Here is a 24,845-nt window from a genome sequence, read left to right on the forward strand (position 1 = left end):
GCGCCGGCGATCCGCGTTGCCGTCGAGGAAGGCGACGAGCGGAGACCGTCAGGCGGTCCGCCACGCGCTGCGCAGCGAGTTTTCCACGACGTCCGCGGTCACCGGGCGACTGAAATGGAAACCCTGCAGCTCGTCGCAGCCGAGTTCGCGCAGGCGCGCGACCTGGACTGCCGACTCGACCCCTTCGGCGATCACCGACAGCCCGAGGTTGTGCGCGAGCGACACTGCGGCGGCGACGATCATCGCATCGTTCGCATCGTGCTCGATGTCGGAAACGAAGGAGCGGTCGATTTTCAGGTGGTCGAGCGGGAACAGCTTGAGGTAGGACAGCGACGAGTGCCCGGTGCCGAAATCGTCGATCGCGATGCGCACGCCCAGATCCTTCAGCGCCTGCAGCAGCGCGACCGCTTCGCCCGGGTTGTCCATGACTGCGCTTTCGGTGATTTCGAGTTCGAGCAGCCCGGGGCGCAGGCCGTTCGCCGCGAGCGTTGTCGACACCGTGCTGACGAGGCATTTCTCGCGCAGCTGGCGCACCGACAGGTTGACCGAGATGCGCAGCTCCGGCAGCCCCGCGTCGAGCCACTGCCGCGCCTGCCGGCAGGCCTCGCGAAGCACCCACGTGCCGATCTCGACGATGACGCCCGTTTCCTCGGCGAGCGGGATGAAGCGCAGCGGCGCGATCAGCCCGTCCTGCGGGTGACGCCAGCGCACCAGCGCTTCGAGCCCGGTGAGGTGCCCGTGACGCGCGTCGAACTGCGGCTGGTACCACAGCTCGAATTCGCCGCGTGCGACAGCGCCGCGCAGCTTGCGCTCGAGATCGAGCCGCGCCGTCGCAGCACGGTTCATCTCGTCGGTGTAGAACTGGAACTTCGCGCGCCCCGCGGCTTTGGCGTGATACATCGCGGTGTCGGCGTTGCGCATCAGCGCCGCCGGGTCGGCGCTGTCGTCGGGAAACAGGCTGATGCCGATCGACGGCGTCGTGTGAAGCTCGGTCGCCTCGACGCAATACGGCGCGGACAGCTCCGCGAGCAGCTTCGCCGCGACGTGCGTGACGTCGTGCGCGCCGCCGATGCCTTGCAGCACGACGACGAATTCGTCGCCGCCGAGGCGCGCGACGGTGTCCGTTTCGCGCACCGCCTCGCGCAGGCGCCGTGCGACCTGCTTCAGCAGTTCATCTCCGACCGGGTGGCCGAGGGAGTCGTTGATGTGCTTGAAGCGATCCAGATCGAGGAACATCACCGCCAGCCGCTGCCCGTTGCGCCGCGCCTCGGCGACCGACAGCTGCAGTCGGGCGGTCAGCGAGAAGCGGTTCGCGAGGCCGGTCAGCGTGTCGTGGTAGGCCAGATGCTGGATATCCGCCTCGGCGCGCTTGCGCGCGGTGATGTCCGAGAAAATCGCGATGAAATGCGTGATCGCCCGCGTTTCGGGATCGCGCACGCCGTTGATCATCAACGCGCGCGGATAGCGTTGCCCGTTGCAGCGCACGCCCGTCGTTTCCCCCGACCACGAACCGTGCGCGCTGACGATCGCCCAGACGGTGCGCGAATCCGGCCCGCCCTCGCCCTCCTCGCCGTCCTCGCCGCCGGGGCGAAAGCACGTGCCTTGCGCCGCCGCCGCAGCGATGCCGGTGATCTCGGTGTAGGCAGGGTTGACCGACACGATGCGATGGCCCAGGTCGGTGATGACGATCGCGTCGGGGCTGTTTTCGAACACTTTGTCCGCGAGCTGCAGGCGCTCCTCGTCGCGCTTGCGCGCAGTGATGTCGGCGTAGGTCGTGACGAAGCCGCCCTGCGGCAGCGGCTGACCCTGGACGAGCAGCACCGTGCCGTCGCGCCGGCGGCGCTCGAAGCTGTGCGGCGCCGCGTGACGCGCGCGGGCGAGAAGCTCGGCGACGACCTGGTCCGGGTCGCCGGGGCCGTACTCGCCGCGCGCGGCGTTGTAGCGGAACAGCGTCTCGAGCGATGGCAGGCGATCGGCAAACAGGTCCGGCGGGAAATCGAGCAAACGCTTGAATTCCTCGTTGCACGCGACGAGCTGCAGCTCGTGGTCGACGAGCGACACGGCGCACGGAATGTGGTCGAGGATCGTCTGCAGCATCGCCGCGCGCTGCACCACTTCATTTTCCCCGCAGGCGTGTACGGTCACGCCCGCGTCGGCGGTCATGAAAATGCCCGCCCTCCCCGCCTGGGCGGCGCTGGAAATCCCCCCGGCAACGAGCGCTTCGCGGCGGCGGCGATAACGGCGGTAGATCGGGCGTCCTGCGGCGAGCAGCACCGCCAGCGTCAGCACTCCGGCGCCAAAACCCGCAGTCGCCGGCGCGGTGGCGGCCGGTGCGTCGCTCTGCCTCGCAGCGGTGCCCGACGCGAGCGCGAGACCGGCGGGTGCAGCGAGGACGACGGACAATGCGAATGAAAGGAGAACCGTCTTGTGCGAAAACATGCCGGCAGGTTATGAGCGGTTGGGAGCGTTGCCATCCGGAGCCCATCCGCGCAGGACCAGCCCAGTCTGGGGCGATTCTGACAGCCCGTTTCCGGCCTTACAAGCCTGCACTGCAACGATACGCGCGCGTATGGGCTTGCCCGCGGCACCCCGGCACCCGAGAATGGGGTTCGGGGCAATCCAATTGATAACCACTGGAAGGGAGACGAACATGAGCCTGCACGTCGTCGTATCGTTCGGCGCGGGACGCGACTATGAATTCACGGTGCACGAGGCCGACACGGCGGACCTGACGAAGGATCAGGCGCGTGCCTGGCTGTCGCAGGAGTTCGAGACGCTCGAATGCACGCCGTCGAACCCGATGGGGAAGATTCTTGCGCTCGACATGATCCTCAACGTCGCCAAATATGGCGGCGAGGAGCGTTTCAGGCAGGCCGACGAGTGGGCGCAGCGCTTCGCGGCAGTCGCCACGGTCGTGCTCGGGCGCCCGGTGCTGAAAGTGGACGTCGCGAACTTCGTCGTCGGCTGAGCACGCCGGGTCCGCGGTGGCGGCCGCGCAGTACCGCGGCTTGTCGCGGACCGCTTCAGTCGGGGCGGCCGAGCCGATACACCGCGACGCTGGCGAGGAAGTTCGGCTCTTCCTCGATCAGCGTGCTCTCGTCGAAAGCCAGGCGCTCGCGCACGACGATGCCGTTCATTGCGCACAGCGCATCGAAGTCCGCGATCGTGAAGAAGCGCACGTTCGGCGTGTTGAACCACTGGTGCGGCAGGCTTTCCGAAACCGGCATGTGGCCGTTGAGGATGCTCTGGCGGTGGCGCCAGTAGCCGAAGTTCGGGAAGCTGACGACCGCTTCGCGGCCGACGCGCAGCATCTCGGCGAGGATGCCCTGGGTGTTGTGCATCGCCTGCAGCGACAGGCTCATGATGACGTGGTCGAAGAAGCCGTCTTCGAGCCCGGCGAGGCCTTTTTCCATGTCCATCTGGATCACATTGACGCCGTTGCGCACGCACGCCAGCAATTTGTCCGCGTCGTTCTCGACACCGTACCCCTGCACCTCGCGGACTTCAGCGAGGTGCCTGAGCAGGCTGCCGTCCCCGCAGCCCAGATCGAGCACCCGCTCGCCCGGCGAAATCCACTTCGTGATCACTTCGTAGTCGTAGCGGTAGGCCATCGTCAAACCTTGATGCGGTCGAAATAGGCGGCAAGCAGCCCGTGGTAATGCGCGTCGTCGAGCAGGAACGAGTCGTGCCCGGCGTCGCTCTCGATCTGCGCGTAGCTGACGTTGCGGCGGTTGTGCAGCAGGCTGTAGACGATCTCGCGGCTTCTCGCCGGCGAGAAGCGCCAGTCGGTCGAAAACGACACGACGAGGAAGTCCGCGCTCGCGCGCGCGAGCGCCGCGCGCAGCAGGCCGCCATGCTCGAACGCGGGGTCGAAGTAGTCGAGCGCCTTGGTCGTCAGCAGATAGGTATTGGCGTCGAAGAAGCCGGCGAACTTGTCGCCCTGGTAGCGCAGGTAGGACTCGATCTCGAACTCGACGTCATAGCTGTAGACCGCTTTGCCGTGGCGCAGCGTGCGGCCGAATTTGTCGGCCATCGCATCGTCGGACAGGTAAGTGATGTGGCCGAGCATGCGCGCGAGCTTCAGCCCGCGTGCCGGCACGACGCCGTGCTCGTAGTAGTGCCCGCCGTGGAAGTCCGGGTCGCTCAGGATCGCCTGACGCGCGACTTCGTTGAACGCGATGTTCTGCGCGGTGAGCCGTGGTGCCGACGCGATCAGCACCGCGTGCGCGATGCGCTCCGGGTACTGCAGCGTCCACGACAGCGCCTGCATGCCGCCCAGGCTGCCGCCGACGACTGCCGCGAAACGTTCGATGCCAAGGCGGTCGGCGAGCCGCGCCTGGACCGCGACCCAGTCCTCGACGGTGACGAACGGGAAATCCGCACCCCACGGTTTGCCGCTCGCCGGATTGATCGACGCCGGGCCCGTCGTGCCGTGGCACCCGCCGAGGTTATTGACGCCGATGACGAAGAACTTGCGCGTATCGAGCGGCTTGCCGGGTCCGACGAGGTTGTCCCACCAGCCGATGTTGCCGGGATCGTCGGCATAGTGGCCGGCGACGTGGTGCGAGCCGGACAGCGCATGGCATACCAGCACGGCGTTGCTGCGTGCGGCATTGAGCTCGCCGTAGGTTTCGTACAGGAGTTCGTATTCGGGCAGCGCGTCGCCGCTGCGCAGCGGCAGCGGCTCGGCGAAATGCGCCCGCTGCGGGACGACGACGCCGACGGATTGGGGTTGGATCATGTTGTTCGCTGTAGACAAAAAAACCCAGCCGGCTGGGAAACGCGGACTGGGTCGCCCTCGCTTTAGCCGGATTTATTGAGCGCCCGCAAGCTGTGGTTCAAATCGGCGCGTGAAGGCGAAAAATTAGCGTGGCCGTGCGCAATTGTCAAATTCGCCGCACGACCGGCTCAGGCGGCGAACATGATGCGGTCCCGCCCCTCGTGCTTGGCGAGGTACAGCGCGTCGTCGACCCGTTTCATGAATTCCGCGAGCTCCTCGCCGGGTCGGCAGCTGCCGACCCCGAGCGAGACGGTGATGCGCAGCTGCCGCTCGTCGATGATGAACGGATCGCCCCCGACGCAGGCGCGCAGCCGCTCGGCGTTGTCGCCTGCGGTGCAGGGTTCGGTGTCCGGCAGCATCACGAGGAACTCTTCCCCGCCCCAGCGCGCGCATACATCGTATTCGCGCACTGAGGCCGCGAGGCGCGCCGCGACGGCCGTCAGCGCGTGGTCGCCGAACTCGTGCCCCCAAGTGTCGTTGATGTCCTTGAAGTGGTCGATGTCGATGATCATGATGACGAACGAGCGGCCGCCGCGCTGGGCACGCAGATGCTCCTCGCGCAAGCGCTTCAGCGCATGGCGCCGGTTCGGCAGCCCGGTGAGGGCGTCGCGATGGGACAGCCATTCGAGCCGCTGGTTGAGTTCGCGCAGCATGCCCTGGTACTGGTCGCTGATGCGCACGATCTTTTCGAGCCTGCGCAGCTGACGCCGGTAATTGACGGCATGGCCGGCACCGCGGTCGCGCTCCGCGGCCTGGTAGTGGTCGCTGATGCGGGTGATGCGCTCGAGCTGGCAGAGGTGGTCCGAAAAAGCGTCGTAGAGCTCGGCAAGCGGCGCGCGCAACGGGTTGTCCCGGTGTTCGGGATCGCTCAGCAGCGCCTCGATGCGTTCGTGCAGCGGGTGCTCCCCGGGCCGCAGGGGAAATGCTGAATTCATTGTCACGAACCCGGAATGATCTCGAAGGGGAAGGTGTAGTCTTCCTTGAATTCGGCAGCCAGATCGGCGACGCGCTCGTTGTCACGGTCATAGCGCCAATTCACCGTGACTACCTGCCCGCGCTCGTGCGCATCCTGCAGCGCGTCGAAAATGTCCATCATCGCGCGCACGCTGCTCGTGTTGAGATACAACAGTTTCAGCTCGAGCGTCAGCGGCTGCAGGACATCGTCAAGAAAGCCGGCGATCCAGTCGATGACCGGCTGGAACAGCTCGAAGGAATTTTCCGGATAGGAGTCGCCGCTCATTTCCAGCCGCCCGGCGGTGCGGTCGGTGCGGATGAGGGGCGTCGATTCGGTGGCAGGAATCTCGAAATCGTTCACTTCGGACCTCGGTTCAAATCACCACGCGCAGGCTGAAGAAGGCGTGTTGGGGGTCAAGGGTTTTGACGCTGCAGGCGAGCGGCTGGCTCGCTCGGCGCGCCAGGTCGATCAGCCCGAGTCCGGCGCCGGTCTTCGCCTGCGGGTCGCGGGGCTTGCGCATCTGCGTCTTGAACGCGGCTTTCAGCGCGGCCTTGTCGAGGGCGGCGAGTTCGCCGATGCGCGCGACCAGCGCCTCGCCGTCGTCATGGAGCACGACATTGCCGGCACTGACGACGTAATGCCCCGCGTCGTCGCGCGAAACGATGATCGTCGCTTCGGCTGCGGCGCCGCTCACGCCGCTCGACGCGGCGTAGTGGCGGATGTTCTGGCTCAGCTCGATATAGGCCGAAAAAACGTCGGTGACCGCCGACGCGGACTCGGCGAGCCCCTCCATGTGCTTGCGCAGGGCCTTGCCGATCTCCTCCATCAGCGTGGCCGAAAACGGCCCGTTGAAGCCCAGCATGATTCCCTGGCGCGAGAACGCTTCGCGCAACGACAACACATCCACCTCTTCCATCCTCACTCCCCGGAAACGGGGCCGGGCGCAGCCGCCCGACCTGGAATACGAAAACCGATCACTGCGATGTCGTCGCGCTGCGGACAGCTCCCCTGGTGCTCGGCCAGGTGGCGCCGCAGCGCCTGTTCCTGGCTCTTCATCGGCTGCGCGGCGATCCCGCCGAGCGCGGCTGCGAAGCGGCGCGTGCCGAAGCCGTAGCCGCGTTCGCCTCCGGCCTGGTCGAGGAAGCCGTCGGTAGTCAGATAATACGTGCAGCCGGGAGCGTCGGCGAGGATGACATTCTCGTAAATCGCACGCCGCCGCTCGCCGATGCTGCGCCGGCTGCCGCGAATCTGCTCGCAGCGCGTGCCCTCGCAGCGGTAGAGATCGACGTGGGCGCCGGCGAAAGTCACGCGGCCGCTCGCGAGGTCGACGTGGCACAGGCCGACATCCATGTTGGTCGCGAGGTGGCGGCTCGCTCCATCGCCCGGCAGCAGCGTACGCGTCGCGCTGTCCATGCGCGTCAGCAACGCGGCGGGATCCGACAGTTCGAGCTCCTGGACGGCCAGGTCGAAGCCGGCGTGCGCGATCATCGTCATGAACGCGCCGGGCACGCCGTGCCCCGCGCAATCGGCGATGCCGATGAGGAACTGCCCCGGTGCTTCGCGGAACACGTAGAAATCGCCGCCGACGGTGTCGCGCGGCTGCCACAGCACGAAGTGGTCGTCGGGCAGCGCGCGCAGCAGCTCGCGGTGCGGCAGCATCGCGTGCTGGATCAGGCCCCCGTAGCGGATGCTGTCCTGAATCTGCCGGTGCGTCGCGGCGATGCGGTCACGTGCTTCGGCAAGATCGCGGGTGCGTTCGGTGACGCGGCTTTCGAGCTCGCTGGTGTGGGCGTCGATCTGGCGCGCCATGCCGTCGAAAGCCCGCGTCAGCGAGCCGAGCTCGTCGGCGCGGCGCGTGTGCAGGCGCTGGCGGTAATCGCCCGCGGCGATGCGCTGCGCGGAGTCGGTCAGCTGCACCAGCGGCTGCAGGATCAGCCGGTCGACGCCCATGCTGACTGCGGCCGCGAACAGCAGCAGCAGCGCGATCGCGCCGAGCGCGAGCGGCCACAGCACGGTTTCGTCGATGACCTGCGCCGCCCCGAGGTCCACGGCGGTGATCACGTACCAGTCGAGCGCCGGCACGTAGGCCGCGCCGAGGACGCGCGGCTGGCCCTGCAGATCGACGCGCAGCGCGCCGCCACTGCCCGGGGCGTCGCGCAAGCCGGCGAGCATGCCGTCGAGCGCTTCGCGATCCGCCCCGTCCTCGACGAGCCCGTGCAGCGTGCGCCGCGGAGCGGCTTTGGTCAGCGCCGAGTACTCGATCAGCGACTGGTCGGGGTGGGCGAGGATCGCGCCGTCGCCATTGATGATGAAGTTCGTCACGCCCGAATCGACGGCGCCGACGAAAGTGGCGAGAAAGCGCGTGAGGTCGAGCCCCGAACCGGCCAGGCCGAGCACGCGTCCGCCTTCGTCTTCGCGCACCAACACGTTGAACCAGACTTTCGTGACCTTGAGCTTTTCGTCGACGTTGACGTTCAGCGCATACGGGCGGGCGTCGCGGACCGTGGCGAAATACCACCCGTCCTTGGGGTCGCTGCGCTGCAGCGTGTAGCTCGGCTTCACCCACGCATCGGGTGCGCGGCCGTCGCTGAAGTAGTAGTGCCCGCTGTCATTGGCGATGAGGAACACCGAAGTGTCGGCGAACGCGCGCCGGAACCGTTCCGCGTCGACGCCCGCCTGTCCCGAGTCGTCCGTGCCGCGCAGGAAGCGGCGAACGCTTTCGAGTTCGGCGAGGCGCTGCGACAGGCTCAGTTCGCGCGTGATCAGCGTGACGAGCTTTTGCGCCTGCAGCAGTGCGTGGTTGCGCGCGAAGCCGGCGCCGAAATGATCGCGGAAGGCGTCGAGGCCGGCCCGCCCGGCCAGCAGCGCGAACAGCGCCAGCAGCGCCAACAGCGCCGCGAGCCACAGGCCCGATTTCCACCGCAATCCCAAATTCGCTCTCCGTTCCCCGTATCGCTGCGTCGGCGTCCCGGCTCAGCCCGCGAGCCGCAGCACCGCCTCGCGTATTTTCGACTGCTCGTCCATCTTCAGGATACGCTGCACCCGCGGTGCGAGTTCGCCGACGTCCGCGCGCAGCACCTGCTGCTTGATCTCGAGGATGTTGCCGGGATGCATCGAGAAATTGCGCAGCCCCATGCCGAGCAGCAGCAGCGTATACGCCGGATCACCGGCCATCTCGCCGCACACCGACACCGGCAGGCCGAAGCGCGCGCCGGCCTGGATCGTGCCGCTGATCAGCTTCAGCACTGCCGGGTGGAGCGGGTCGTACAGATGCACGACGGCTTCGTCCGAGCGGTCGATCGCGAGCGTGTACTGGATCAGGTCGTTCGTGCCGATCGACAGGAACGACAGACGCCGGATGAACATGCCGAGCGCCAGCGCCGCGGCCGGCACTTCGATCATGCCGCCCACCGCGAGCCGTTCGTCGAACTTGACCCGTTCGGCGCGCAGTTCGACCTTGGCTTTTTCGATCAGCGTCAGCGTCTGGTCGATTTCGTGGGCGTGCGCGAGCATCGGGATCATGATCTGCAGCTGCCCGTGCGCCGACGCGCGCAGCAGCGCGCGCAGCTGCGTCTTGAACATCTGCGGTTCGGCGAGCGAGTAGCGGATCGCGCGCAGGCCGAGCGCCGGGTTCGGTTCGAAGCGCGTGCCGACGCCGTTGAGCGCCTTGTCCGCGCCGACGTCGAACGTGCGGATCGTCACCGGCTTGCCGGGCATCGACTTCAGCACCGCGCGATAGGCTTCGTACTGTTCTTCCTCGTCGGGCAGCGCGTCGCGGCCGATGAACAGGAACTCGGTGCGGTACAGGCCGACGCCGTCGGCATTGACCGCCTTGACCTGGTTGAGGTCCTTCGGCCCCTCGATGTTCGCCAGCAGGTTGACGTTCTCGCCGTCGAGCGTCGTCGCGCGCGTGTCCTTGAGCCGGTTGAGCTTCGAGCGCTCGACTTCGAGCTCGGTGCGGCGCAGCCGGTATTCCTCGATGATATGTTCATCGGGTCCGACGATGACGACGCCGCGGGTGCCGTCGATGATCAGCAGCTCGTCTTCCTCGACGAGCTGGCGGATGTGGTGCAGCCCGACGACTGCCGGAATGCGCAGGCTGCGCGCGACGATCGCGGTGTGACTGGTCGGGCCGCCGACGTCGGTGACGAAGCCGTCGATGTTGTGGTCGCGAAAACCGATCGTGTCGGACGGCGACAGGTCGTGCGCGACGACGATCGTGCCGAGCCCGTCGCGGCGTTTCGGCGGCAGGTGACCCGGATGGCCGAGCAGCACCTTGACGAGGCGCTCGACGACCTGCACGACGTCGGCCTTGCGTTCGCGCAGGTACGGATCTTCGATCTGCTCGAACTGCTCGACGACGTGTTCCATCTGCTGGACGAGTGCCCACTCGGCGTTGCAGCGGCGCGCTTCGATCAGCTCGCGTGCGGCGTCGACGAGCATCGGATCGGACAGCATCATCAGCTGCAGGTCGACGAAGGCGCCGACCTCGCTGTGCGACTGGCCCGTTGTCGCGGCGGCCTTGAGGCCGATCAGCTCGCCCTGCACCGTCGCCACCGCTTCGTCGAGGCGGTCCATTTCCTCGGGCAGGTATTTGGCTGCGACGTGGTAGTGATTGACTTCGAGCATCGCGTGCGAAACGAGATGGACGTGGCCGATCGCGATGCCCTGTGAAACCGGCAGGCCGTGGATCGTGAAGGGCATGGCTTACTCTCCCTCGCCGAAGCGGTCCGCGATCAGCTCCAGGATGGCTTCGAGAGCCGCGTCGGCATCGCGTCCCGACGTGTCGACGATGATCCGCGAGCCCTGCGCGGCGGCCAGCATCATCACCCCCATGATGCTTTTCGCATTGACGCGGCGGCCGTTGCGCTCGAGCCAGATGTCGGCGCCGTAGCTGCTGGCCGTCTGCGTGAGTTTCGCCGACGCGCGCGCGTGCAGCCCCAGTTTGTTGATGATTTCGGTTTCAGCTCTCGGCATCGCGGGTCCGCCTCGTCACTGGATGTGCACGACGCCGTCGCAGCCGCCCGCGACGGCGCGCTGCACGAGCGTGTTCATGTCCCGTTCGCGGTAAGTCAGCACGCGCAGCAGCATCGGCACGTTGACGCCGGCGATGATCTCGATCCTCCCCGGCACCGCGAGCTTCGTCGCGATGTTCGACGGCGTCGCGCCGAACACGTCGGTCAGCACCAGCACCCCGTGGCCGCTGTCGGTCCATGCGAGCATCTGGCGCGCGAGCGGCAGCATGTCGAGCGGATCGTCCTGGGCGGAGACGCCGAGCTGCACGGTTTGCGCGGGACGTTTGTTGAGCACGTGGCTCGCGCACTGGATCAGCGATTCGCCGAGCGTGCCGTGCGTGATGAGGAAGATGCCGATCATGATGGACGAGGGAAGTGTTTCGGCGATTGTAGCTGACGACGGCGCAGCTGCCGCGAATGCCGTAGCGGCGCCTACCGGCCCTGCCGGTGCGGCGCGGGGCCAGGGTACAAAAAAGCCGCCCTTGCAGGCGGCTGTCGTGCGCTCGGACCGTCGAGACTCAGCTCACTCGAGGCCTTGGCTCGCGAGGTATTCCTCGTAGGTGCCGCGGTAGTCGATGATCGTGCCGTCGAGCCGCATTTCGATGATGCGGCTGGCGAGCGACGAGACGAACTCGCGGTCGTGCGAGATGAAGATCAGCGTGCCGGCGAACTTCTCGAGGCCGGTGTTCAGCGACTCGATCGATTCCATGTCGAGGTGGTTCGTCGGCTCGTCCATCAGCAGCACGTTCGGTCGCGACAGCATCAGTTTGCCGAACAGCATGCGGCCCTGTTCGCCGCCGGAAATCACGTTGACCGGCTTTCTCACGTCGTCGCCGGAAAACAGCAGCCGGCCGAGCGTGCCGCGGATCAGCGTCTCGAGATCGCCGCCCTGCGAGTCGACGGTGACCCGCGCATAGTCGGCGATCCATTCGGTCAGACTCTCGGTGCCGGCGAATTCGGCCGCATGATCCTGCGCGTAGTAGCCGGGCTTCGCTTTCTCGGCCCATTTGACGGCGCCTTTCTGCGGCGCGAGGCCTCCCGACTGCGGGCCGACGAGCAGCTTCATCAGCGTCGTCTTGCCGACGCCGTTCTCGCCGATGATCGCGACTTTCTCGCCCGCCTCGATCGCGATCGAGAACTTGTCGATCAGCGGCTTGGTCATGCCTTCGTACGCGAACGACAGGTTCTGCACTTCGCACGCGAGGCGGTGCAGCTTGTCCTTGTCGTCGTAGTCGAAGCGGATCCACGGATACTGGCGGCTGGACGGCTTGACGTCCTCGGGCTTCAACTTGTCGATCAACTTCAGGCGGCTCGTCGCCTGCTTGGCTTTCGACTTGTTCGCCGAGAAGCGCCGCACGAATTCCTGCAGGTCCTGGATCTTTTCCTTCGCGCGGGCGTTGGCGGACTGCTGGCGCTGGCGCGCGAGCGTCGCCGCTTCCATGTAGTCGTCGTAGTTGCCGGCGTACACGGTGATCGTGCCGTAGTCGAGGTCCGCCATGTGCGTGCACACCTGGTTCAGGAAGTGGCGGTCGTGAGAGATGATCACCATCGTGCTGTCGCGCTGGTTCAGCACGTCCTCGAGCCAGCGGATCGTGTTGATGTCGAGGTTGTTCGTCGGCTCGTCGAGCAGCAGGATGTCCGGGTTCGCGAACAGCGCCTGACACAGCAGCACGCGCAGCTTCCAGCCCGGCGCGACGTTCTTCATCGGCCCGTTGTGCAGTTCAGTGCCGATGCCGACGCCGAGCAGCAGCTCGCCGGCGCGCGCTTCGGCAGTGTAGCCGTCGTACTCGGCGAACTTGCCTTCGAGCTCGGCGGCGTGCATGTAGTCTTCCTCGGTCGCTTCGGGGTTCGCGTAGATCGCGTCCTTCTCCGCCATGCACGCCCACATCTCCTCGTGGCCCATCAGCACGACGTCGAGCACGCGCACATCCTCGAAGCCGAACTGGTCCTGCCTGAGGTAGGCCATGCGCTCATGCGGATCTTTCGACACGTTGCCGGCCGACGACTCGAGCTCGCCGCACAGGATTTTCATGAACGTCGACTTGCCCGCGCCGTTGGCGCCGATCAGGCCGTAGCGGTTGCCTTCGCCGAATTTGACGGAGACATTCTCGAACAGGGGCTTGGCCCCGAACTGCATGGTGATGTTGGCGGCGACGAGCACGGCGGAATCCTGATTTTCAGATAAAACAAAGCTTTGCATTATAGCGCAGAAGGCTGTGGCGCGCGGGAGCGGCTGTCGCAGTGTGGGATTTCATCCCATTTTTTTGCGCCCGGCTCTGGTATCCCGGCGTTGTCGGCGTCAAACTTGAGTCATGTCTCCGATCCGCCAGCTGCCGTCCTCTCCGTTTGCCGCGATTCGCGTGGCACTGGGCATCGGCCTGCCTTTGCTCGGCGTCGGGCTGCTGATGCTCGGCTTGCTCGGCGTCGTGTCGTATGGCGTCCTGCCGTCGGTGGAGTCGCTGCGCAGTCGCGGCTGGCAGCCGGTCGAAGCCTCGATCGAGTCCGTGAGCCTGCACGGGCCGCCGTCGAACCTGCATCCGCCGCTCGATTCAGTGCGGATCCGCTATCGCTACCGCTTCGGAGACGTCGACCACGACGGCGTGCGCTACGATCCGCACGACGGGCAGTACGCGCGCGACTCGAGCCAGGCGGTCATCGCCGGCCTGCAGGCTTCGCCGAGAATCACGGTGTGGGTGAATCCGTCCGACCCGGATGATGCGATGGTATTCCGCGAGCTGCGCTGGGGAGTGTTCCTCTTCACGTTCCCGGCGCTCGCGCTTGCGCTGGCGGGGGGGCTGATGCTTTTCGTCGGCATGCTCGCGTGGAGCCAGGCGGACTCCGGCGCGCGGCCGGGCAAGCCCGAGCAGCTTTAGCCGGACGGGCCGCCAAAGCGGCATCGTAGCGCGGCGGTGCGCGCGTCGCCGGTCGCGTCGCCGCCCCGAAAAGGCATGCCGATTGCTGCCGGAACCTCCCAGGCGGCCCGCGTGCGGCCGCTTCAGTCCGTTCGGAGAACCCGATGAGCCGCCCGCGAACCTCGCCGCGTCGCCTGGGCCTGCGCGGCGAGATGCTGCTCGCGCTGCTGCCGACGCTCACCGTGCTGGCGGTGCTCGGGCTCGTGCAGATGTTGAGCGACCAGCGCCTGCTGTTCGCGTCGCTTGCATCGAGTGCATTCCTGATTTACCTCGAGCCGGAGCATGCGACCAATCGCGTCACGACGCTCGTCGTCGCGCAGATGTCGGCCGCAGGGATCGGCCTGCTGACCTACGTCGCGCTCGGCCCCGGCTACGTCTCGGCGGGCATCGCGATGGTCGCCGCGATCGTGCTGATGATCGTCGTCGACGCAGTGCATCCGCCGGCGGTGTCGACGGCGCTGAGCTTCGCGCTGCGTGCGGGCGACGAGAGCAATATCGCGATCTTCGGACTCGCGGTCGTGATCACCGCGCTGCTGGTCGCGTTGCAGCGGGCCGCGGTGTGGATGCTGAGGCGGTACCGCGCGTAATGGGGACCGGCAGACAACCGGGAGCGGAGGCGCGCGATGTTCGGTCATACGGAGGAATGGGTCCGCTTCGGCGTCGAGTGGCTGCGGCTTTTCGTCGAGACGCTCAGCGCGACGATCGTCGCCGTCGGCCTCGTCGTCGCGCTGCGCGCGCTGGCGGTGCACTGGCGCGAGCAGCGCGGCCAGGACTTCAACTCGATCCGGCTGCGCTTCGCGCGCTATCTTGCGCTTGCGCTCGAGTTCCAGCTCGCCGCCGACATCCTGTCGACGGCGATCGCACCGAGCTGGGAGCAACTCGGCAAGCTCGCCGCGGTCGCGGTGATCCGCACCGGACTGAACTATTTCCTGATGCGCGAAATTCGCACCGAGCGCCACGCCGAGCCGACGCACGGCTGAGGAAACGATCGCCGAAAGCCTCGAGCATCCGTGGGGCCGCGCATTCCTGCCCGCCGGCCGGAGGCTCGTGAGCGCGCGGCCCGGGCGGCTGCGCATCGTGTCTCGCGACGGCCGGCTGTCCGCCGTCCAGGCCGTCGACCGGCCCGTTCAGGGCTGGAGCGCCTTGTGCAACTCGCCTGTCTCGCTCGCGCCCTGCCTGGGGGCGAGCTCACCGCTGAGGATCGCGGCCGGGGTGATGTTCGGCGTGTCGTAATACGCACGGGTCTCGTCTTCGTCCCACTGAACGTCGGCGTGTAAGCTTTACATGCTCGATCCGACTGCTTGCCGCATGGATAGGCGTGCCAGTTCGAGGCTGAGGAAGACCGAATCAGCCCGATGCTGGCCGGGGCGAACCGCCCGGAGGCTGGGGATGGGAGTCGGCTCGCCCGGCTACCTGCTCACGCTGCCGCTCATCGCGCGCGGATCAGCGCGAGCCCGCTCACCGGATCGAAAACCCGCTGCAAGTGGGCGGGCGCGTCGGTGAGCACGACCTCGAGCGTCGGGCGCACGTCGGCCGCGAGCAGATGGCCGCCGCGGGTGGTGCCGTCGCGCCGCCCGACGACGACGTGCGCGTGCAGCTTCGGGCGGCCGTCCTGCAGCGCGATGTCGCCGATGAGGCTGAGCACTTCGACCTGCTCGTCGACGTCGATCCGCAGATACTCCTTGCGCTCCCAGTCGAAGTAACCGAGCGTGACGCGCTCGAACGCACCGATCGCGGTCAGCCGGCTCGCGGCCAGAGCGCGCTCGGCGGCGAAGCGCTCGAGACTGGTGACGACTTCGTCGCCGCGGTCGAAAATCAACGCGAACGTGCGCTCGGGTGCGTCGTTGATCAGTTTTGCATGCATGTCGCCTCCCGCATCGTCGCCGTGTCTTGCGTCCGTTGCAGCCCGCGTGCCCGACGCGGAGCACGCCGTGGGTGGCGTCGCCGCGCCGCCGAACCCGACCCGCGTTGGCCGGGCGAGCAGGCTACAGAAAGCGGGCGATGAAGCACGGTGCCGCGCCGCGGACCGCAGGCGGCAGCGGCAGCCATACGCGCCGCCCGGCGCCGGGGACGCGCGCGACAGGTGCGCCGGCCGCATCCTCGAGACGTTCGAGGCGCACCGTGTCGTTGCCGCCCGGATGCACGAACTCGAGCCGGTCGCCGATGCCGAAAGCGTTTTTCACCTCGACTTCGGCGAGGCCGCGCACGGCATCGAAGCCGAGCACTTCGCCGACGAGCAGGCTGCGGCCGGACTCGGAGTGGCCGCGCAGGTAGTTCTGGTGCTCGGGCGTGTGATGCCGCTCGTAGAACCCGTCGGTGTAGCCGCGGTTCGCCAGCCCTTCGAGCTCGCCGAGCAGGCGCACGTCGAACGGCCGCCCGACGACCGCGTCGTCGATCGCGCGGCGGTATGCCTGGCTCGCGCGCGCGGCGTAGTACGGGCTTTTCGTGCGCCCTTCGATTTTCAGCGAATCGACCCCGATCGCGATGAGCCGCGCGATGTGCTCGACTGCACGCAGGTCCTTCGAGTTCAGGATGTAGGTGCCGTGCTCGTCTTCCTCGACCGGCATCAGTTCGCCCGGCCGCGTGCCTTCCTCGATCAGCCACACGCGCTCGCTCGCAGCGTGGCGCGGGCCGCTGCCGGGGCCCGTGCCCTGCGGCACGCGGCGCACGTCGCCGCTGTCGTCCTCGGCCGCGTCGTGGACCTTGTAGTCCCAGCGGCACGAGTTCGTGCAGCTGCCCTGGTTCGGGTCGCGGTGGTTGAAGTAGCCCGACAGCAGGCAGCGGCCCGAATAGGCGACGCACAGCGCGCCATGCACGAATAGCTCGAGCTCGACATCCGGGCACGCGTCGCGGATCTCGGCCACTTCGTCGAGCGACAGTTCGCGCGACAGGATGATCCGCTTGACGCCGATCGACGCCCAGAAGCGCACTGCCGCGTAGTTCGTCGTGTTCGCCTGCACCGACAGGTGAATGGCGATGTCCGGCCAGCGCTCGCGCACCATCATCATCAGGCCCGGGTCGGCCATGATCAGCGCGTCGGGACCGAGCGCGACGACGGGTTCGAGGTCGGCGAGAAAGCTGCGGACTTTCGTGTTGTGCGGGTAGATGTTGTTGACGAGGTAGAACGCCTTGCCCGCGGCGTGCGCCTCGTCGATGCCTTGCGCGAGCACGTCGAGCTTGCCGAAGCTGTTGTTGCGCACGCGCAGCGAATAGCGCGGCTGACCGGCATAAACGGCATCGGCGCCGAACGCGAACGCGGTGCGCATCATCTGCAGCGAGCCGGCGGGGGCGAGGAGTTCCGGAAGGCGCAGCGGGAGTGTCGTGGCGGGCATCGGAGGGAAACGCTCAAACCGGCATTTTAGTAGTCCGTTCCAGAAAAATCATTCCAATGAGTCCGTTCGGCCTGAGCTTGTCGAAGGCCAGTTGCGGCAAGGCAATTGCGGTTCGACAGGCTCACCGCGAACGGTAACTGGTTTGCTGGAACGGACTACTAGTGTCCTGAGTTAAAAATTTGTTGAACAACTAGCTCATCCGCTGGTCTCTCATGCCGTACGATTGGCGACAGGAGGCAGCGATGGGCAGACCGAAGGTGGAGATCGTGCTGAACGAGAGCGAGCGCGAGCAGCTTGAAGCCTGGACGCGTCGGCGTAAGACCGCGCAGGCGCTCGCATTGCGCTCGCGGATCGTTCTCGAGTGTGCGACGGGTGTCGACAGCAAGGTTGTCGCGCAACGCTTGTCGGTGTCGCAGCAGATGGTATCGAAATGGCGCAACCGCTTTGACGCGAATCGGCTCGATGGCCTGCTCGATGCCCCGCGCTCGGGGGCGCCGCGTACGATCGACGATACCCGTGTCGATGCGGTGATTGCCAAGACGCTCGAAACGGTGCCGAAGAATGCCACCCATTGGAGTACGCGCAGCATGGCGCGCGAGATGGGGATGTCGCAGACGGCGGTCAGCCGCATCTGGCGCGCCTTCGGCCTGCAACCGCACCGGCAGGAAACATTCAAGCTCTCGACCGATCCGCTGTTCGTCGACAAGGTCCGCGACATCGTCGGGTTGTATCTGGATCCCCCGGTCAAGGCGATGGTGTTGTGCGTCGATGAGAAGAGCCAGATCCAGGCGCTCGACCGCACCCAGCCGATCCTGCCGCTGGCGCCGGGACTTCCCGAACGGCGAACGCATGACTATATGCGCCACGGCACAACGACTTTGTTTGCGGCGCTCGATGTCGCCACCGGAGAAGTCATCGGGGAACTGCACCGACGCCACCGCAGCCGCGAGTTTCTGGCCTTTCTGCGCACCATCGAAGCCAACGTCCCAGCCGGTCTGGACATCCATCTGGTGATGGACAACTACGGCACGCACAAGACGCCAAAGGTCAGGAGTTGGTTTGCCCGTCATCCGCGTTTCCACGTCCATTTCACCCCGACCTCGGCCTCCTGGATCAACCAGGTCGAACGCTGGTTTGCCGAGCTCACCGAAAAACAGATTCGTCGCGGCACCCACCGTTCCACCCGCCAACTCGAGCAGGCCATCCGCGACTACCTTGCTCGCTACAACGATGATCCCAAACCCTTCGCATGGACCAAATCAACTGACGACATCCTCGCCAGCCTTGAACGATTTTGTATGCGAATTTCTAACTCAGCACACTAGGGGCCGCCCGGGCCGACGTGTAGCATCATTCTTCGGCGAACGACGCCGTCGCCGTCGTTGCCGCCGTGAGCAGAACTTTTCCCGGCGTCCTGTATCGGCCGTTGGTCTTTCCCGGTTGCAGTTTCGAAGGCGTCCCGGCGGGGTCGCAGTTTGCTTCGCTTGTCGCGCCACCGTTTTTCACGACGAGGAACCGCTCCAATGCGCACGAGCCTTTCACTTGCTTTTGTCGTCGCGATCGCACTCTCCGCGTGTGCGGAAGACCAGGACCCGGACCCCGTCGTGCCGCTCCCGGAGAGGACTTCCCGCCCGCCGAACCCCGCAGGGCCGCAGCAACCCCAGCCGGTTCCGCGTTCGTATCCGACCGGGGAAAAGCCGACCGACCCGCATCTGGCGAAGGGCTACGCGGTGTACCGGGAAGGCTGCATGGGTTGCCACGACAGCGGCGCCGCGCAGGCGCCGGTGCTGACGAATAGCGATGAATGGCGGCAGCGGATCGACAAGGGCAAGGAAACCTTGTACCGGCACGCGATCGACGGATACCACGGCAACAGCGGATTTTGCCCGCCGAAGGGCGGCAGTCCGGGTTCGTGGAGCGACGATGAAGTGCGGGCAGCGGTCGATTACATGATGTTCACCGTGGCGCGCGCAGTGACGCCCGCAGAGTAGTCGAGGACGTGGCGGGCACGCGAATCGCTAAACCAGCGATAGCCGGCGGCGGGCCGCAGTATGCAACCCGTGCCCGTTGTCGGCTGGTCCCACGTTGGTAAAAAGGAGATGGACATGCAGAAAAGAACACTCGCAGTTTCGACGAATATCCTTGCGCTATCGCTTGCGGTCGCTGCCGGTTCGGCTTTTGCCGAAGGCAATTTGCAGCTCAGCCAGGCGACGCAGCCGCCGACGGAACGGACGAGCCAGGGCGAGGCGCGAAACGAGCGGCAACCAAGCCAGACCACTCAGCCGGCACAGTCAGGACAGTCAGCGCAATCCGCCCAGTCGGGGCAAAAGGATTCGGCGGGGCACCCGGTCGTCTACATGCTCGTCCCGGTCACCGTCGCCGACCGGGACCCGGCGATGAAAGAGGGCTGCTGGGCCAAGTTCCATGACGATCAGAATTTCCGTGGTGACACGCTGACGCTCGTCGGACCGGTCGACATGCCGGACATGACGGGCCCGTTCGGCATCGACTGGAAAGGCAAGATCAGCAGCGTCGAGACCGGCCCGAAAGCGACCGTGCAGGTGTACGACAACGAGAACTACAACGATCTCGTATCCACCTTCAAAGCGGGGCAGAAGGTCGAGGACGTCAGCAAGAAGATGGGGTTTTTCGACGAGTTCTCTTCGCTGAAGATCAGCTGCACGAAGTAGTCGGCCACGCCCGGCTCGGCGCTGCTCCACGCTCCCGGCGCGGGGACTCGGCCGTGGGACGCCGGGCAGCCAACCCGGCTGATGCGCCGCCGCCGTCCCGGTGCCGGACTCCTAAGGAAGCGCTGATTTATTCCGTTCGCCCTGAGCCCTTCGACTTCGCTCAGCACAGGCTTGTCGAAGGGCATTCCCTGCAACAACAAGGGCTTCGACAGGCTCAGCCCGAACGGTTTTGATTTATTCAGCGCTTCCCTAATGGTGACTCACCGGGACGGACACGGGCTGTGCCGGCCACACCCCGCGGGCGACGGCTTTCGCGCCATCGAAAACCAGCCAGCTCTGCTGTCCGTAGTGCGGCAGCGGACGGCTCGCGGCGTTGATCGCGCCGCTATCGGCGGCAGCGACGATCGCCAGCGGAACGCCCGAATCGAGGCGCAGCGTCCACATCCGCAGGGTGCCTTTACCGGCGACTTCGGACGGCGGCGGCGGAAGGGCGTGACGTTCGAGCCAGCGCAGAACAGCGTCGTGCTCTCCGATCACGAGCAGCGGGCGGTCGCCCGGCGGGAGTTCCGCGGCCTGGGAGTCGAAGCGATGATCGAGCAGCCGCATCGCCAGCGATCGTGTGGAGGGCGCGAAGGTCGCGTCGCCGAGCGTGACGAGTGCGGTTCGTGCATCGAACTGGAGCTCACGCAGGATCGGCGGCGCTTCCCGGCGATGAAGCCGCCGCAGCAGCCGGTTCTCGGGATCGAGCGTGATGCGCGTCGCCGCTTCCTCCGCGCCCAGTTCCAGCTCGAAGCGCTGTTCGGTCCGTTCGAGCCGGACGCGGCGATTTTCCTCGCCTTCCGTCGTACCGACGCGCAGCGGCACTTCGATGACGTACGGCGGTGCGCCCTGCGTCAGCGTCACGGCGACGTGGCCCTCGGCAGCGCGCCCTTCGACGAGCGCGACTTCGGCGAGGCCCGCACGCTCGAGCCACTGCTCGAAGAAGTGTTCGAGCCGCTGGCGCGACTCCGCTTCGAATGCCGCGCGCAGGTCGTCCCAGTCGGCGACGCGAAAGCGCTGCGTCTGCCAGAAACGCCGGATGGCCCGGTCGAACGCCGGCTCGCCGATGCGGTCGCGCAGCATCACGAACATCATTGCCGCCTTACCGTAGCCGATCGCCTGATCGACGCCGTGCGTGCGCGACGTGAACGCTGCCAGAGGACGGTCGGCACCGGGCGGAATGCCCGACAGCTCCCGCAGCCAGCCCTGGCGCATCGCGCGCGCCCTGTCGGCGCCGGCACGTTCGGCGTAATGGTAGTCGGCCATGAACGTCGTCAGCCCTTCGCTCCAGTTGCCGCTCGCGTAGTCGGGATAGACGCCGTTGCCCCACCAGTTGTGCAGCACTTCGTGGCCGAGCGACGTGGCCTTGATGAACGGCAGCTTCAGCACTTCGATGCCGAGATAAGTCAGCGTCGGCATGCCGAAGCCGGTCGGCGTCGGACTCGAGACGACGGCGAAGCTCGTGAACGGGTAGGGGCCGATCCAGCTCTCGTACAACGCGAGATAGTCGCGGACCGCGTCGAGATAGCCGGCGGCGAGCGGTTCGAGTTCGGCATGGAAATAGGTACGCAGCAAGATTGGCCGGCCGTCGCTCGAGCGCACGTGCCGCTCGGTGACGCGGTATGGACCGGCGACGAGGTCGATGCCTTCGGCCGGATGCGGGAAGTCGAATCGGGCGACAAGCCGCCCGCCGCGGGCGGACTCGGACTGCAGATGGCCGGCGACGAGGCCGTGCTGCCCTTCGGGAAGGTCGAGGCTCAGCGTGAACGCGTGCAGCAGCGCGCGACCTTTGCGGGCGACCAGCGGATACCACGCGGTGGACGACGGCAGGAAGCTGCCGTGAGGATCCGCGACCGGTTCCTGCATGCCGAGCGTGTCGCGGTGTTCGACGCCGGGCGCAAGGGCCGCGAGCGTGCCGTGCCAGGACAGCGCAAGCGTGCGTCCGGCGACGCCCGCCGGAACCGACCACCGCTGCAGCGCGCCCTGATGGCGCGGCTTGAGCGCGACGGGCTCCCCGTCGATGCGCAGCAAGCCGGCTTCGAAGCGGGAGTTCAGCAGCAGCTCGAATGGCGCTTCGCTGTCGATCGTGATCTCGGCGTCGCCGGACAGTTCGCGCCTGCCGGGGTCGAGGCGTACGGCGAGCCGGTAGGCCGCGGCCGGTTCGCTGGCCACAGCCGCCTCGAGCGGCGCCATCTGCGCCGAGGCGGGATTCAGCAGGATCACCGGAAGCGACAGCATGATCATCAGGCAGACCGCGTGAAACATTTCTCGGCGACTCGCGCAGCGTCGCTCAGCACCGACGTCTCCGGATGGAAGCACCCGGAGCGCGTTCCGGAGCGGGACACGGACACTTGACGTGGGCGGTGTTGCGAGGCGCGCAGTGCGCCGAGGCGGTCTGCAGGGTCACGGTCGCGCTCCTGACGAGGCAACGACGGGCAACGCGCCCGACCACTTTTGACGCGGCGGCAATGAGGGAGGTTCCGCGCGAGGATCACGCGGCGGAAAAACTCCGGCGCCCGAAGGCGCCGGAAAGTCCGATGCTGTGAGGACGACGGTTGCCAGGCCGCCGTCCCAGAAAATCAGTCGCTTTTCTTGTTTGTTGCGGCCGCGTTCGCTTCGATCGCCTTGATCGTCGCGTCGGCTGTGGCGGCGACGTTGGCTTCGGTGATCTCGACAGCCTGCCGCGTTGCCTTCGTCACGCTCTCATACGTCGAGTTTGCCGTCGCCATCGCCGAACGCATCGCCGCGACTGCGACTTCGCCACCCCCCGGCACGGAGCGGGCCGCTTTTTCGATGGCAATGGTCGCAAGCTTGTTCGCTTCGGCAAACTGCGCTTCGTAAGGCTTGAGACACTCTTCGAGGCTCTGCGCGACGATCTCGTAGCCGCTGCGATAGTATGCAAGCGATTTTTGCGCGAGCGGCTGGGCGAACGACGACTGCAGATCCAGGATTTCCGTCGGGTTCTTCGCGGCGAGCAGCGCACGGACGAAGCCACTGCCGTCTTCCAGCGCCGAACGCGCGGTGTTCAGGTTCAGGGCGATCAGGCGCTCGACGGACTCGAAAGCGGTGGTCGCGGATTTCAGGTACGTGTCGAGCGCCGGCTTGGCGAGGTCGCTGAACGGGTTGGGGGTATGGGTCATGGCAGGCTCCTGGAGGGTCGAAACATTCGGCAACCGCACGCAGGCCCGCTGTCGGGAGGCTTATCCTGCTGCAGTGCACAATTCCATTGTAGTCGCGGGCCGAGGCACGTCAACATGTTTTGTGCATTGCAACAACTGTTACGAGCAGCGGTTCAGCCGTTGCTGCCGAATCCGATCGGCGCCGGGGCGAGCTTCAGGATGCGCTGGTATAAGGCTTCGGCTTCTTCGCGGGGCTTGATGCCGAACAGCGGGTTGTCGTTCTCGCGGAACGCGACCGCGATCTCGGCCCACTGCTCGGCATCGAGCACGCGTTCGGCGATCGGCAGAAAGACGTCTTCCTCGGTGCGCAGGTGCTCCCATTCGAGGGCCGTGTAGCGGTCGACAGCGGCGAAGAACGCGTCGCGGGCGTCGCCGTCGCCACTCTGGAACGCGACGAGCTGCTTCTTCAGCTCGTCGACCATCGGATAGCCGAGCGCATGTTCGCGCTCCAGCCGCGCGATCAGTCCGTCGGCTTCGCGCGTGCGGCGCCGCACTGCGGCGAACAGGTACTTGTCTTCCTTCGGATGGTGCCAGCGGTCCGGATAGGACACGATGTAGTCGAGGATCGCGCGCAGCACCGGGAAATTCGGCGCCGCTCCGCGGCGCATCTCCTTGACGAGGTAGCGCAGCGAATACAGCACCGCGCTGATCGCGAGGTGCTCGTCCCTGATGATCTGGATCGCTTCCGGTTTCACGGCTGCACCTCTTTTCCCCGCGCCGGACGGATTACGCTCGCTCGATCGCGAGCGCGATCCCCTGGCCGACGCCGATGCACATCGTCGCGAGGCCGAACCGCCCGCCGGTAGTCTCGAGCTGGTTCAGCGCCGTCGTCACGAGCCGGGCGCCGGATGCGCCGAGCGGATGGCCGATCGCGATCGCGCCGCCGTTCGGGTTCACATGCGCGCCGTCGTCGGGCAGGCCGAGCTGGCGCAGCACCGCCAGTCCCTGCGCGGCGAACGCTTCGTTGAGTTCGATCGTGTCGAAGTCGCGCACCGACATGCCGAGCCGTGCGAGCAGTTTGAGCGTCGCCGGTGCCGGGCCGATGCCCATGATGCGCGGCGCGACGCCCGCTGCGGCGCTGCCGAGGACGCGGGCACGCGGCGTCAGGCCGTGGCGCTTGACCGCTTCTTCGGAAGCCAGCAGCAGCGCGCACGCGCCGTCATTGACGCCCGACGCGTTGCCGGCGGTGACGCTGCCGTCGGGGCGCACGACGCCCTTGAGCTTGGCGAGCGTCGCCAGCGTCGTGTCCGGGCGCGGATGCTCGTCGGCGGCGAGCACGAGCGGCTCGCCTTTCTTGCGCGGCACTTCGACTTTCACGATTTCGCGCTCGAAGAAGCCGCGCTCGGCAGCGGCGGCCCAGCGCTGCTGGCTGCGCAGCGCGAACGCGTCCTGGTCGGCGCGGCTGACGCCGAAGTCGGTGGCGACGTTCTCGGCGGTTTCGGGCATCGCGTCCATGCCGTACTGCGCTTTCATCAGCGGGTTCACGAAGCGCCAGCCGATCGTCGTGTCCTCGATCTTCGCCGTGCGGGAGAACGCGCTGTCGGCCTTGCCGAGGACGAACGGCGCGCGGCTCATGCTCTCGACGCCGCCGGCGATCATCAGCTCGGTTTCGCCCGCGGCGATCGCGCGCGCGGCCATGCCGATCGCGTCGAGGCTGGAGCCGCACAGGCGGTTGATCGTGCTGCCGGGCACTTCGACCGGCAGGCCGGCGAGCAGTGCCGCCATGCGCGCGACGTTGCGGTTGTCTTCGCCGGCCTGGTTGGCGCAGCCGTACAGCACGTCGTCGACGGCCTGCCAGTCGACGCCGGGGTTGCGCTCGACAAGCGCCTTGATCGGCAGCGCGGCGAGGTCATCGGCGCGCACGCCGGACAGGGTGCCGCCGTAGCGGCCGAATGGCGTGCGGATCGCGTCGCAGATGAAGACGGAGCGGGTCATGACGGCTT

At 66.8% G+C, this 24,845-nt stretch carries 25 protein-coding genes; 8 read left to right on the plus strand and 17 right to left on the minus strand.

From position 1 onward, the window contains the following. Positions 1-48 precede the first annotated feature (48 nt). On the minus strand, positions 49-2,439 hold the full coding sequence (locus PA01_08680; protein ID KON82403.2) for an EAL domain-containing protein: 2,391 nt from the start codon (positions 2,437-2,439) through the stop codon (positions 49-51). Between the two features lie 211 nt (positions 2,440-2,650). Here PA01_08680 and PA01_08685 point away from each other — a divergent pair, with 211 nt between their 5' ends. Then, positions 2,651-2,968: a hypothetical protein gene (locus PA01_08685; GenBank protein ID KON81660.1), complete on the plus strand. Its 318-nt coding sequence runs from the start codon at positions 2,651-2,653 to the stop codon at positions 2,966-2,968. A 55-nt stretch (positions 2,969-3,023) separates the two neighbouring features. Here the strand turns inward: PA01_08685 and metW are convergent, their stop codons facing one another. The 10 genes from metW to PA01_08735 all read right to left on the minus strand — a co-directional run bounded on the left by metW (position 3,024) and on the right by PA01_08735 (position 12,911). Then, positions 3,024-3,611: a methionine biosynthesis protein MetW gene (metW, locus tag PA01_08690; GenBank protein ID KON81661.1), complete on the minus strand. Its 588-nt coding sequence runs from the start codon at positions 3,609-3,611 to the stop codon at positions 3,024-3,026. A 2-nt stretch (positions 3,612-3,613) separates the two neighbouring features. Next, entirely contained in the window at positions 3,614-4,741 is a 1,128-nt protein-coding gene (locus PA01_08695) for a homoserine O-acetyltransferase (GenBank protein ID KON81662.1), read from the minus strand. A 167-nt stretch (positions 4,742-4,908) separates the two neighbouring features. Continuing rightward, entirely contained in the window at positions 4,909-5,715 is an 807-nt protein-coding gene (gene siaD, locus PA01_08700) for a biofilm regulation diguanylate cyclase SiaD (protein ID KON81663.1), read from the minus strand. Positions 5,716-5,717: 2 nt separating this feature from the next. Further along, a complete protein-coding gene (gene siaC / locus PA01_08705; protein ID KON81664.1) occupies positions 5,718-6,095 on the minus strand; it encodes a biofilm regulation phosphoprotein SiaC in 378 nt (125 codons plus the stop codon). A 13-nt stretch (positions 6,096-6,108) separates the two neighbouring features. Continuing rightward, entirely contained in the window at positions 6,109-6,651 is a 543-nt protein-coding gene (siaB, locus tag PA01_08710) for a biofilm regulation protein kinase SiaB (protein KON81665.1), read from the minus strand. Positions 6,652-6,653: 2 nt separating this feature from the next. Further along, positions 6,654-8,666, minus strand: coding sequence for a biofilm regulation protein phosphatase SiaA (gene siaA / locus PA01_08715; GenBank protein KON81666.1), 2,013 nt, complete (start codon positions 8,664-8,666; stop codon positions 6,654-6,656). A 42-nt stretch (positions 8,667-8,708) separates the two neighbouring features. Next, positions 8,709-10,439, minus strand: a complete 1,731-nt coding sequence (gene ptsP / locus PA01_08720) for a phosphoenolpyruvate--protein phosphotransferase (protein ID KON81667.1) — start codon at positions 10,437-10,439, stop codon at positions 8,709-8,711. 3 nt (positions 10,440-10,442) lie between these two features. Next, positions 10,443-10,712 carry an HPr family phosphocarrier protein gene (locus PA01_08725; protein KON81668.1) on the minus strand — a complete coding sequence of 90 codons (270 nt, stop codon included), beginning with the start codon at positions 10,710-10,712 and terminating at the stop codon, positions 10,443-10,445. Between the two features lie 15 nt (positions 10,713-10,727). Continuing rightward, on the minus strand, positions 10,728-11,111 hold the full coding sequence (locus PA01_08730; protein KON81669.1) for a PTS fructose transporter subunit IIA: 384 nt from the start codon (positions 11,109-11,111) through the stop codon (positions 10,728-10,730). 162 nt (positions 11,112-11,273) lie between these two features. Then, complete coding sequence (locus PA01_08735) at positions 11,274-12,911, minus strand: ABC-F family ATPase (protein KON81670.1); 1,638 nt, start codon at positions 12,909-12,911, stop codon at positions 11,274-11,276. Between the two features lie 151 nt (positions 12,912-13,062). On the opposite strand from PA01_08735, the gene PA01_08740 reads away from it, so the two are divergent. The 4 genes from PA01_08740 (at position 13,063) to PA01_08755 (ending at position 14,895) form a co-directional block, all read left to right on the plus strand. After that, positions 13,063-13,623, plus strand: a complete 561-nt coding sequence (locus PA01_08740) for a DUF3592 domain-containing protein (protein KON81671.1) — start codon at positions 13,063-13,065, stop codon at positions 13,621-13,623. A 143-nt stretch (positions 13,624-13,766) separates the two neighbouring features. Continuing rightward, positions 13,767-14,249: an HPP family protein gene (locus PA01_08745; protein KON81672.1), complete on the plus strand. Its 483-nt coding sequence runs from the start codon at positions 13,767-13,769 to the stop codon at positions 14,247-14,249. A 36-nt stretch (positions 14,250-14,285) separates the two neighbouring features. Continuing rightward, positions 14,286-14,642: a DUF1622 domain-containing protein gene (locus PA01_08750; GenBank protein ID KON81673.1), complete on the plus strand. Its 357-nt coding sequence runs from the start codon at positions 14,286-14,288 to the stop codon at positions 14,640-14,642. 7 nt (positions 14,643-14,649) lie between these two features. Then, the gene (locus tag PA01_08755) at positions 14,650-14,895 is read left to right on the plus strand and encodes a PQQ-dependent sugar dehydrogenase (GenBank protein ID KON81674.2); all 246 of its coding nucleotides are present in this window, start codon (positions 14,650-14,652) and stop codon (positions 14,893-14,895) included. A gap of 196 nt (positions 14,896-15,091) precedes the next feature. Here the strand turns inward: PA01_08755 and PA01_08760 are convergent, their stop codons facing one another. Together PA01_08760 and yegQ are read right to left on the minus strand one after the other, a co-directional pair. After that, the gene (locus PA01_08760) at positions 15,092-15,526 is read right to left on the minus strand and encodes a DNA-binding protein (GenBank protein ID KON81675.1); all 435 of its coding nucleotides are present in this window, start codon (positions 15,524-15,526) and stop codon (positions 15,092-15,094) included. A 121-nt stretch (positions 15,527-15,647) separates the two neighbouring features. Continuing rightward, entirely contained in the window at positions 15,648-16,994 is a 1,347-nt protein-coding gene (gene yegQ / locus PA01_08765; GenBank protein ID KON81676.1) for a tRNA 5-hydroxyuridine modification protein YegQ, read from the minus strand. Positions 16,995-17,236: 242 nt separating this feature from the next. Here yegQ and PA01_08770 point away from each other — a divergent pair, with 242 nt between their 5' ends. From PA01_08770 to PA01_08780, 3 genes are all read left to right on the plus strand, one after another. Further along, entirely contained in the window at positions 17,237-18,319 is a 1,083-nt protein-coding gene (locus tag PA01_08770; protein ID KON81677.1) for an IS630 family transposase, read from the plus strand. A gap of 198 nt (positions 18,320-18,517) precedes the next feature. Next, a complete protein-coding gene (locus PA01_18755) occupies positions 18,518-18,985 on the plus strand; it encodes a c-type cytochrome (GenBank protein KAI5913086.1) in 468 nt (155 codons plus the stop codon). A gap of 114 nt (positions 18,986-19,099) precedes the next feature. Then, positions 19,100-19,684, plus strand: coding sequence for a beta/gamma crystallin domain-containing protein (locus tag PA01_08780; protein ID KAI5913087.1), 585 nt, complete (start codon positions 19,100-19,102; stop codon positions 19,682-19,684). Between the two features lie 249 nt (positions 19,685-19,933). Here PA01_08780 and PA01_08785 read toward each other — a convergent pair whose 3' ends face one another. From PA01_08785 to pcaF, 4 genes are all read right to left on the minus strand, one after another. Next, a complete protein-coding gene (locus PA01_08785) occupies positions 19,934-21,988 on the minus strand; it encodes a M1 family peptidase (protein ID KON82404.2) in 2,055 nt (684 codons plus the stop codon). A gap of 314 nt (positions 21,989-22,302) precedes the next feature. Continuing rightward, positions 22,303-22,863 carry a phasin family protein gene (locus PA01_08790; protein ID KON81678.1) on the minus strand — a complete coding sequence of 187 codons (561 nt, stop codon included), beginning with the start codon at positions 22,861-22,863 and terminating at the stop codon, positions 22,303-22,305. A gap of 152 nt (positions 22,864-23,015) precedes the next feature. After that, complete coding sequence (locus PA01_08795; protein KON81679.1) at positions 23,016-23,597, minus strand: hemerythrin domain-containing protein; 582 nt, start codon at positions 23,595-23,597, stop codon at positions 23,016-23,018. A gap of 31 nt (positions 23,598-23,628) precedes the next feature. After that, positions 23,629-24,837: a 3-oxoadipyl-CoA thiolase gene (pcaF, locus tag PA01_08800; protein ID KON81680.1), complete on the minus strand. Its 1,209-nt coding sequence runs from the start codon at positions 24,835-24,837 to the stop codon at positions 23,629-23,631. Positions 24,838-24,845: the final 8 nt, after the last annotated feature.

It is taken from the genome of Azoarcus sp. PA01 (assembly GCA_001274695.2).
Classification (GTDB): domain Bacteria; phylum Pseudomonadota; class Gammaproteobacteria; order Burkholderiales; family Rhodocyclaceae; genus Aromatoleum.